At 69.3% G+C, this 9,992-nt stretch carries 5 protein-coding genes; all 5 read left to right on the top strand.

Going from position 1 to position 9,992, the window contains the following annotated elements:
• The coding region (locus DY023_RS04960) for an Ig-like domain-containing protein (RefSeq protein ID WP_116241238.1) at positions 1-4,685 on the top strand (4,685 nt) is incomplete at its 5' end.
• Positions 4,686-4,755: 70 nt separating this feature from the next.
• Positions 4,756-5,727, top strand: coding sequence for an AAA family ATPase (locus DY023_RS04955; protein WP_116241237.1), 972 nt, complete (start codon positions 4,756-4,758; stop codon positions 5,725-5,727).
• Complete coding sequence (locus tag DY023_RS04950) at positions 5,727-6,989, top strand: DUF58 domain-containing protein (RefSeq protein WP_116241236.1); 1,263 nt, start codon at positions 5,727-5,729, stop codon at positions 6,987-6,989. Before DY023_RS04955 ends, DY023_RS04950 begins: the two co-directional genes overlap by 1 nt.
• Positions 6,986-9,400 (top strand): transglutaminaseTgpA domain-containing protein, encoded by a 2,415-nt coding sequence (locus tag DY023_RS04945; RefSeq protein ID WP_116241235.1) that lies wholly within the window; start codon positions 6,986-6,988, stop codon positions 9,398-9,400. The genes DY023_RS04950 and DY023_RS04945 overlap by 4 nt, the downstream gene beginning before the upstream one ends.
• Positions 9,397-9,992, top strand: a 596-nt coding sequence (locus DY023_RS04940; protein WP_147303265.1) for an RDD family protein, incomplete at its 3' end; no start/stop codon positions are given. The genes DY023_RS04945 and DY023_RS04940, both read left to right, overlap by 4 nt.

The raw sequence follows: 9,992 nt of genomic DNA, 5'->3' as shown, positions 1-9,992 counted from the left end.
ACGGACGCAAGGGCACGGACACGGCGAAGGTCACGGTGTCGGTGCACGACTGGAGCGTGAACGGTGCTCCGGAGCCGAAGCGGAAGAGCGCGCTGGCGGTGGAGGCGGGTGGCACGGTGTCGTACAACGTGCTGCCGGACTGGATCGACCCGGACGGTGATGACGTCTATCTGAAGGAGGTCGTCGCCGCTCCTGGTGATGAGGTCGACTTCACGACCGACGGTCAGCTCACCTACCGTGCGATCGCGAGCCCTCCCGGCCGGCACGAAGTGCAGATCGTGGTCGCGGACGCGTCGGGCGAGGATGCGGGCGGCACCATCCAGTTGGATGTGCGTCCGGTCGGTTCGACGCTGCCGAAGACGAACGCGGATCATGTGGTGACCAAGGTCGGTCAGCAGGTGACGGTGTCGCCGCTCGCGAATGACACCAGTTCCAGCAAGGAGCCGCTGCGGCTGAGCCGCGTCGATCCTGTCGACGGAGCGACGGTCATCCCCGACTACGCGAACAAGACGTTCACGTTCAAGACGCAGGCCCCCGGCACCTACTACGTGCAGTACCTGGTCACAGCCGGCGTGCCATCCGCCGCCGGCCTGGTGCGCATCGACGTCGAGGAGGCGACCGAGGAGGATCTGGCGCCGATCGCGGTGCGTGATGTGGCTCTGCTGCCCACCGGCGGCGAGGTGCTCGTGGGCGTGCTGAACAACGACACCGACCCCAGCGGCGGCGTGCTGGTCGTCCAGTCGGTGACGGTCGAACCCGGTAGCGGTGTGTCGGTGTCGGTGCTGAACCACGAGACGCTGCGGATCGGCGATCAGGGCGGCGTGAAGGACCAGGTGCGGATCAAGTACCGCATCTCCAACGGCAAGCAGAACGCCGAGGGTGACGTGGTCGTGATCCCGATCCCGGCGCCGGACAAGCTCCTGCCGCCGGTGGCGAACGACGACACCGCTGTCGTGCGTGCCGGCGATGTGGTCACCATCCCCGTGCTCGACAACGACACGCACCCCAACGAGCTCGCGCTGCATGTGAAGCCGAAGCTGGTGGAGCCGTTCATCGACCCGGAGGACGGGGAGGCGTTCGTCTCGCAGGACGAGGTGCGCTTCCGCGCGGGCCCCGAGGCGAAGACCGTCTATGCGACCTACAACGCGGTCGATGAGAACGGGCAGGTGGATGCCGGTTACATCACCATCCAGATCCTCGCCGTGGACGAGGAGCGGAACGCCGCGCCGCGTCCGCGGGATGTGACCGCGCGTACGATCAGCGGCACGACGACGAACATCGCGATCCCTCTGGACGGGATCGATCAGGACGGTGACTCGGTCGAACTGCTCGGGCTGGACTCGAACCCGACGAAGGGTCTCGTGACGGTCGAGCAGGACTATCTCGTCTACGAGGCGTTTGAGGACTCGACGGGCACCGACACGTTCACGTACAAGGTGCGCGACAACCTCGGTAAGGAGGGAACGGCGACGGTGACCGTCGGCATCGCGCCGACCGAGCAGGTCAACCAGTCTCCCTACGCGGTGAAGGACGCCGTCGTGGTGCGCCCTGGTCGTGAGGTCGCGGTGCCGGTGCTCGCGAACGACTCAGATCCCGAGGGCGACCAGATCGCCCTCGTCAAGAACGGCATCACCCCACCGAAGGACGTTCCCGGCTTCGACGCGCGCGTCTCCGGAGACCGGGTGCTCGTGCAGGCACCGGATGCCGAGGTCTCGACCTCGCTGCAGTACACCATCGTCGACGAGCGCGGCGCGGAGGCCACCGCGGTGCTGCAGGTCACGGTCGACAATGACGTGCCGCTGCTGTTCCCGATCGCCCGTGATGACCGTGTGAAGAGCGAGGACGTCAAGGACGGTGTGAACGTCGACCTCGACGTGCTCGCCAACGATGAGGATCCGGACGGCACGACCGACTCGCTGAAGCTGGTCGTCGAGAACGGCGGCACGATCGTCAAGGACCGAAAGGTCAGGGTGAAGGTCGGCGACGAGCGTCAGCTGGTCAAGTACACGCTCACCGATCAGGACGACCAGACCACGTCTGCCTTCATCTACGTCCCGGCGCTGGCCGACCTGCGGCCGACCGTCGATGCGTCGAAGTCGATCGAGGTGATCAGCGGCGAGACGGTCGAGGTGCCCCTCGACGAGTACGTGACGGTTGCCGGCGGCGGTTCCGTCGTGATCACCGAGGCTGAGAAGGTCTCCGCTGCTCACGCCAACGGCGACAACCTCATCAAGGACGAGCGCACGCTGGTGTACACGTCTGCGCAGGGGTATTTCGGCGCGGATGCGCTGAGCTTCGAGGTGACCGACGGCACGGGGCCGGACGACCCGAAGGGCCGTAAGGCGACGCTGTCGATCCCGATCACGGTGCTGCCGCCGGACAACCAGCAGCCGACGTTCACGCGCGGTCAGCTGAACGTCGCACCCGGTGAGGACGCGGTCTCGATCGACCTGACCGAACTGACCGACGATCCCGATCCCGCCGATCGCGGCAAGCACACGTTCACCTATGTCGGCGGTGCGACCGACGGCATCAGCGCTCGGATGGACGGCACCGAGCTGAAGGTCGAGGCCGACTCGAAGACGCCGAAGGGGACGGTCGCGACGCTCACGGTCCGCATCAGCGACGGTGAGACCGAACCGATCGAGGGCACGATCGAGGTGCGGGTGACGGCGTCGACGAGGGCGCTGGCCACGGCCAACAACGACACGTACCCGGAAGCCGACCAGGGCGTGAAGATCACCGTCCCGGTGCTCGCGAACGACTTCAATCCGTTCCAGGACAAGGGCGATCTGCGTCTGCTCACCGCGTCGGTGGAGAGCGGCAACGGCAAGGCGGATGTCGTCGGCGACAAGGTCGACGTGACGCCGGATGCCAAGTTCGTCGGAAGCATGACGGTCCGCTACCGGATCGGCGATGTCACCGAGGACCCCGACCGCGAGGTCGACGGCCTGATCGTGCTGACGGTGCAGGGCAAGCCGGATGCTCCCGGGGTCCCGACGGTTTCGAGCGTGCAGGACCGCACGGTGGTGCTGTCGTGGTCTCCGCCGGCGAACAACGGTGCGGAGATCACCGAGTACACCGTGCGCTCCGTGCAGGGCAACGCGTACGAGCGGAAGTGCGAGTCGACGACCTGCACGCTGGACGGCCTCACCAACAACGTGAAGTACCTGTTCCAGGTGACCGCCACGAACCGGGTCGGCGAATCCGATCCGTCGCCGTCCTCCGCCGAGGCACGGCCGGATGCGCGCCCGGACACCCCTGCAGCCCCGACGCTCGTCTTCGGCGACAAGGAGCTGAAGATCTCGTGGGAGACGCCCTCGACCCCCGGCTCACCTGTCGAGTACTACACGCTCGAGCTGTCGGGAGGTGTCGGCGCCGGTCAGAAGACGGAGATCACCGGCAACTCGTACACCTGGACCGGGCTCGAGAACGGCACCGAGTACACGGCACGGGTCCGAGCGCACAACCTCGCGCCCGACCCCTCGAGCTGGAGCACCCCGTCGCTCGGCGAGATCCCGGCCGGCCCTCCCGCCGCGCCGGCCGCCCCGACGACGGCAGAGCAACAGCCGGTCGGCGAGCGCGCCCAGATGCTCGTCTCGTGGACCGCGCCGAACGACAACGGCGACGCGATCGACGGCTACCGGCTGCAGGTGATCAACGGGTCCACGGTCAAGCAGACCCTCGAGATCGCAGCGGGTAAGACTTCGCAGTCCGTGGTCGTCGACACGTCGACGACGGCGTACACCTACAAGGTCCAGGCCCAGAACAAGGCCGGATGGGGCGACCTCAGCCCGGCATCCGCGCCGCGGCGCGCGGCGATCAAGCCGGACACCCCGCCGAGGCCGACGATCAGCGACTACGGTGACAGGTTCCTGGTAGTGAACAAGTCCTCGTACCAGCTGAGCGAGTCGCAGCTGAACGGCGCGACCGCGAGCGAGACCACCTACCAGTACAACCTCAACAACACGGGGTGGAAGAGCAACTGGGACGGCTCCAGGATCACCGGGCTCAACAACGGCGACACCTACACGGTGCGCGTTCGTGCCGTGGCCACGGTGGGCGGGAAGCAGTACATCAGCGACGGCTCCGCAGCATCCGCCGGTGTGATCCCCTTCGGCGTCCCGCCGGCACCGAACGTCTCCGCGAAGAACAACGGCACCACGGTGACGTTCACCTGGAGCCCCAACGGCACCAACGGCGCGAGCATCACCAACGCCCGGTACAACATCAACGGGACAGGGTGGAAGGACGCGGCCAACAGCGGGAGCGGCTCGGTCACGACCGCGAGCGCCTACGAGACGACGTACTCGATCCAGGTGCAGGTGTACAACAAGGCCGGCTGGTCGGCCAGTGGAACAGCGTCCGCCCGCACGAACGACAGGCCGCCGCCCCCGGACCCGCCCAGGGCCTGGGTGACCAACGGCGCGTACGTCGGATCGTCCGACTGCGCGGACGGGTGCCACAAGTTCCACCTGAACACGAACAGCGTGTTCCCATACGGCTCGCACAGCGTGCGCTGCTACAGCGACGCCTATCCCGGCGGCTGGAGCACCAACACCTACACCTTCGGCGGGAACGCCAGCTTCGACCTGTGGTGCCACCACGGCAACATGCTCCGGGAGCCCCCGAACCAGGTCTGGGTGACGATCGACGGCACAGCATACGAACGAAGAGCCTGGTAGCGGCACCCGCCGCACGGTGCCCCAGCACCCCACAGCATCCGAAATCCACACGTAAGGAAACTCCCCACTCATGACGATGACCCCCGAACAGGCGGCGTGGTTCCAGGGCACCTTCAACCGTCTGGTCGACAACGTCGACAAGGCGCTGCAGGGCAAGAGCGAGATCGTGAGCCTCGTGCTCGCGTCGATGCTCGCCGAGGGGCACGTGCTCCTCGAGGACGCGCCCGGCACCGGAAAGACCAGCCTCGCCAAGGCGCTGGCCGCCACCGTGCAGGGCACCAGCGCCCGCATCCAGTTCACCCCCGACCTGCTGCCCTCGGACGTGACCGGCGTCACGATCTACGACCAGCAGGCGCACCGCTTCGAGTTCCACCGCGGGCCGATCTTCGCGTCCATCGTCCTCGCGGACGAGATCAACCGCGCCTCGCCGAAGACCCAGTCGGCGCTGCTCGAGGTCATGGAGGAGTCGCGCGTCACGGTCGACGGCGTCACGCACGAGACCGGCCGCCCCTTCCTCGTGATCGCGACCCAGAACCCCGTCGAGCAGGCCGGCACCTACAAGCTGCCCGAGGCGCAGCTGGACCGCTTCCTGATCAAGACGTCGATCGGCTACCCCGACCTCGCGGTGACCGAGAGCATCCTGGCCGGGGCATCGGACCGCAACCCGTCGGCGAGCCTGTCCGCCATCATCACGACCAGCGCCGTCGCCGACATGGCCGACCTCGCGGCATCCGCCCACGTCGAGCCCGCCGTGCTGCGCTACGTCGCCGAGCTCGCCGAGGCGACCCGCAACGACAGCAGCGTGCGGCTGGGCGTCTCGGTCCGCGGCGCCATCGCCATGGTGCGCATCGCGAAGGTCTGGGCGGCCGCGCACGGGCGCCACTACGTGCTCCCCGACGACATCAAGACCCTCGCGCCCGCCGTGTGGCAGCACCGTCTGCTGCTCGACGCGGAGGCCGAGTTCGCCGGCACCACTTCCGCCGTCGTGATCTCGCGGGTCCTGGACTCCGTGGCGGCGCCGCAGGCGCGTACGGCAGCGTGATGGCGTCGGAGACACTTCCCGCCGCCCCGTCGACCACCCGACGAGACGCCGGCTGGCGGGACATCGCGGCGGTCGTCGGATCGCGGATCGGGGCGCGTCTCCGGCTCATCCTGTCCGCCGTGCGCCCGCTGGCGTGGGTTCTGATCGGGCTGGCGGTGGTGCTGTGGGCCGTCGGGCTTCCCCTGGGCTGGTGGGAGCTCACGGTCGCCGCGATGATCATCGCGGTGACCGTGGCGCTGTGCGCGCTGTTCCTGATCGGGCGAACGGAGTACGACGTCGCGCTGGACCTCGCGCGCACCCGGGTCGTCGTGGGGGAGCGCGCGGTCGGCGCACTGACCCTGTCGAACCCCGGCAGCCGGGCGATCCTGCCCTCGCGTGTCGTCCTTCCGGTCGGCTCGGGGCGCGGCGAGTTCGGCATCCAGCGACTGGCACCCGGTCAGAAGGCCGAAGAGCTGTTCGCGATCCCCACGCAGAAGCGCAGCGTCGTGAAGGTCGGTCCCGTCAGCGTGGTCCGCGGCGATCCGCTCGGCCTGTTCGAGCGGGCGCACCGGCGTGACGAGCCCGTCGACCTCTACGTGCACCCCCGCACCGTGCTGTTCGACGGGCAGTCCCTGGGTTTCCTGCGCGACCTGGAGGGGATGCCGGCTGCGGATCTCTCCCGCGACGACGTGTCCTTCCACGCTCTGCTGGAGTACCAGCCCGGTGACGACCTGCGCCACGTGCACTGGCGCTCCACCGCGCGCACCGGCACGATGATGGTGCGTCAGTTCGAGGAGACCCGCCGCTCGCACTTCGTCATCGGACTGTCGCGGAACACCTCCGAGTACGCCGAGGATGAGGAGTTCGAGCGCGCCGTGTCGATCGCGGGGTCCGTTGGGCTGCGCGCACTGCGAGACTCGCAGCGCGTGGACCTGCGGGTGCAGGGCAAGGACCTGCCGGCCGGCACCGGAAAGCAGCTGCTCGACTCGCTGTCCACGGTCGAGCTCACCAAGCCCAAGGCGGGTGGCGTGGTCGACCTCGCCGGCGTCCTCGCCGCCACCATGGCCCTCGCCAGCTTCGTCGTGCTGGTGACCGGCTCGAAGACGAGCAACGAGGATCTCCGGGCCGCCTGCGCGCGTGTGCCGTTCGGTGCCCGTGCCCTCGCGATCGTCGTCGACCTGCGCGCCGAGAGCCCGTCGCTGCGACGCATCGGCGATGCCGACGTCGTCACCGTCGCTGCACTCGAGCAGCTGCCCATCGCCCTGCAGAAGGTGCTCGCATGACCTCCCCCCGCATCAGCGCCCGGCGCTGGATCGTCGACCTCACCGCCTCGGCTCTTCTGCTCGCGGTCGCCGTCGTCGGCTTCTGGCCGACCTTCGCCGGCCCCGCCTACCTTCCCGCCGCCGTCGGCGCCGTCATCCTCGGACTCGGCATCGCCGCGGTCAGCGCCTGGCGTCGCTGGGGCATCCTGATCATCGCCGGTCTGACGATCGCCGCCTACTTCGTCTTCGGCGGCGCGCTCGCCCTCCCGTTCACGACGATCGCGGGCGTCGTGCCGACGCTGGACACGCTGCAGAGGCTGGCGCTCGGCGCCATCACCTCCTGGAAGCAGCTGCTGACCACCGTGGCTCCGGTCTCGGTGACCGACGGACACGCGCTCGTGCCGTTCCTGCTGCTGCTCGTCGCGAGCGTGCTGACCGGCTCGCTGGCGCTACGGCTGCGCAGCGCGGGCTGGGCGCTGATCCCCGCCGGCGTTGCGGTCGGATTCGGCATCGCACTGGGTGTGCCCTCGCCCGCCGCTCCCATCGCACAGGGCGTCGTCTTCGCACTGGTCAGCGTCGGCTGGCTGGCGCTGCGGCAGATCTGGGCGCCGCAGAACGCGGCCGTCTCGGTCAGCGAGGTCGATCCCACGCGCGCCGCGCACATGCGCTGGCGCCGCATCGGCGCCGGTGCGGCCGTGCTCGTCGTCGCGGCGGGTGCGGGCATCGCCACCAGCGCCTTCGCCCAGCCGAACCAGCCGCGGCACGTGTTCCGCGACACGATCGTGCCGCCGTTCAACATCCGCGAATACCCGAGCCCGCTGCAGTCGTACCGCAAGTACGTGCGCGACGACCTGGACAACACGCTGTTCACCGTTCGCGGTCTGCCCGAGGGCGCGCGGATGCGTCTCGCGGCGATGGACGACTTCAACGGCCAGGTCTACAACGTCTCGGATGCCGGCAACGGATCCTCCGGTGCGTTCACCCCGCTGCGTGGCAACATGTCGGTCGATGCCGAGGGCGACCGCGCCACGCTGAAGGTCGAGATCGACGACTACGACCAGGTCTGGATCCCGACCGCGGGGCAGGTGAACGAGCTCGAGTTCACCGGCGACCGCGCCGAGGAGCTGCGCCGCTCCACGTACTACAACGAGTCCAGCGCCACGGCGATCACGACCACGCCGCTCGCCGAGGGTGACGCCTACACCCTCGAGACCACGCTTCCCGTCGAGCGAGCCGACAAGACTCTGGGAGATGCGAAGTTCGGGTCGGTGTCGCTCCCGAAGCAGTCCGACGTGCCCGAGGAGCTCTCCGGACTCGCGGCCGATGTCACGGAGGATGCTGAGACGCCGATCGAGAAGGTCGCGGCACTGGAGGTGTTCCTCGCGGAGGGCGGCTTCTTCAGCCACGGCCTGGAGGGCGAGGTGATCTCCCGCGCGGGGCACACCTCGGAGCGCATCTCGACCCTCATCGGCGGCGACCAGATGATCGGCGACGACGAGCAGTACGCCGTCGCGATGACCCTGCTCGCCCGCGAGCTCGACATCCCCGCGCGCGTCGTCATGGGCTTCTACCCCGACGAGGAGCAGGCGGGCGCGGCGACGTTCCCGGCCAACGGCGACACCCTGCACGCCTGGGTCGAGGTCAACTTCGCCGGGCACGGCTGGGTCGCGTTCGACCCGACGCCGCCGGAGGACAAGGTCCCCAACGATCAGAACACCAAGCCGCGCGCTGATCCCAAGCCGCAGGTGCTGCAGCCGCCGCCCCCGCCGCAGGAGCCCGTCGACCTGCCTCCGACGCTGCCCGACGACCGTGAGCCCGAGGACGATGCCGCGAACATCTGGGGCATCATCGCGGCCATCCTCGCGATCGGCGGCATCTCGCTCGGCGTGATCGCCCTGCTCGCCTCGCCGTTCATCGTGATCGGCGCGTGGAAGGCCGCGCGCCGCCGCCGTCGTCGCAACGCGGAGCGCACCTCCGACCGCATCAGCGGCGGCTGGGACGAGCTCACGGATCGCGCCAGCGACTACGGCGCGCACACGGCGCCGGGCGCGACCCGGGCCGAGGATGCGACGGCTGTCGCCGCGACGCTCGCCGTTCCCGCGGTCACGGCCCTGGCGGATCGCGCCGACGCGCAGGTGTTCGGCCCGGCCGATCCGACGCCGGAGGACGTCGACGCGTTCTGGCGCGAAGTCGACGGCATCGTCGCAGGCATGGGTGCCGAGGCGGGCTTCTGGCGACGCCTGCGTGCGCGCCTGAGCCTTCGCTCGCTGCTCGGCGGAGGCGTGATGGCGTCGAAGCTGGGCGAGCTGAAGGATGCCGCGGCCGCGCGCGTCCGCCGCGAAGGTGGCACGATCGACAAGAACACCTCCGCATCCCCCGACAGATCTGCAGCACCCGAGAAGACTGCAGCACCCGAGAGCGAGACGAAATGACGATGCTGCCCTTCGGACAGGTCGCGCCGGTGAAAAGGCGCGTGCTGGCCTACGTGGTGGACGCACTGATCGCGGCGGGGCTCGCGATCGTGCTGACCATCGTCGTGGCCGTGATCGCCGTGTCCGCCGGACCCGAGGGATACCTCGGCGCCTACACCGTCGGCATGGGGATCCTGTCGCTGGTGATGCTGGCCTGGTTCATCGTCTACACCGCGATGCAGGGCGGCACCGGATCGATCGGCATGCGCGCGCAGGGCCTGCGCCTGGCGCGCGCCGCCGACGGCACGCCGATCGGTTTCGGCAAGGCGCTGGTGCGCAACCTCGTTTTCGGTGTGACCGCCTGGATCGTGGTGGGGTACTTCTCGCCGCTGTTCGACGGCTCGGGCCGGTTCCAGGGCTGGCACGACAAGGCGGCCGGTGCGCTGATGCTGGATGCCAGGGTCCCCGCCGCTCCTGCGGCGCCGGCTCCTCCGGCACCGCAGACGACGGCGATGCCCGCCGCTCCTGCGCCGGCGATGCAGATCCCGCCCCGTCCGCCGCTGCCCGGCGCGGCCGCGCCCGTGCCGCCTGCGCCGGTGCTGCCCGCGCCCGT

The organism is Microbacterium bovistercoris, from assembly GCF_003387575.1.
Taxonomy (GTDB): Bacteria; Actinomycetota; Actinomycetes; order Actinomycetales; family Microbacteriaceae; genus Microbacterium; species Microbacterium bovistercoris.
Note: the sequence above shows the minus strand (reverse complement) of the source record. Positions and strands in the feature narration are given on the sequence as shown.

Excerpts from the sequence above, each read along its gene's own strand:
- DY023_RS04945 (WP_116241235.1), top strand. The coding sequence starts at position 6,986 with ATGACCTCCCCCCGCATCAGCGCCCGGCGCTGGATCGTCGACCTCACC.
- DY023_RS04950 (WP_116241236.1), top strand. The coding sequence starts at position 5,727 with ATGGCGTCGGAGACACTTCCCGCCGCCCCGTCGACCACCCGACGAGAC.
- DY023_RS04955 (WP_116241237.1), top strand. The coding sequence starts at position 4,756 with ATGACGATGACCCCCGAACAGGCGGCGTGGTTCCAGGGCACCTTCAAC.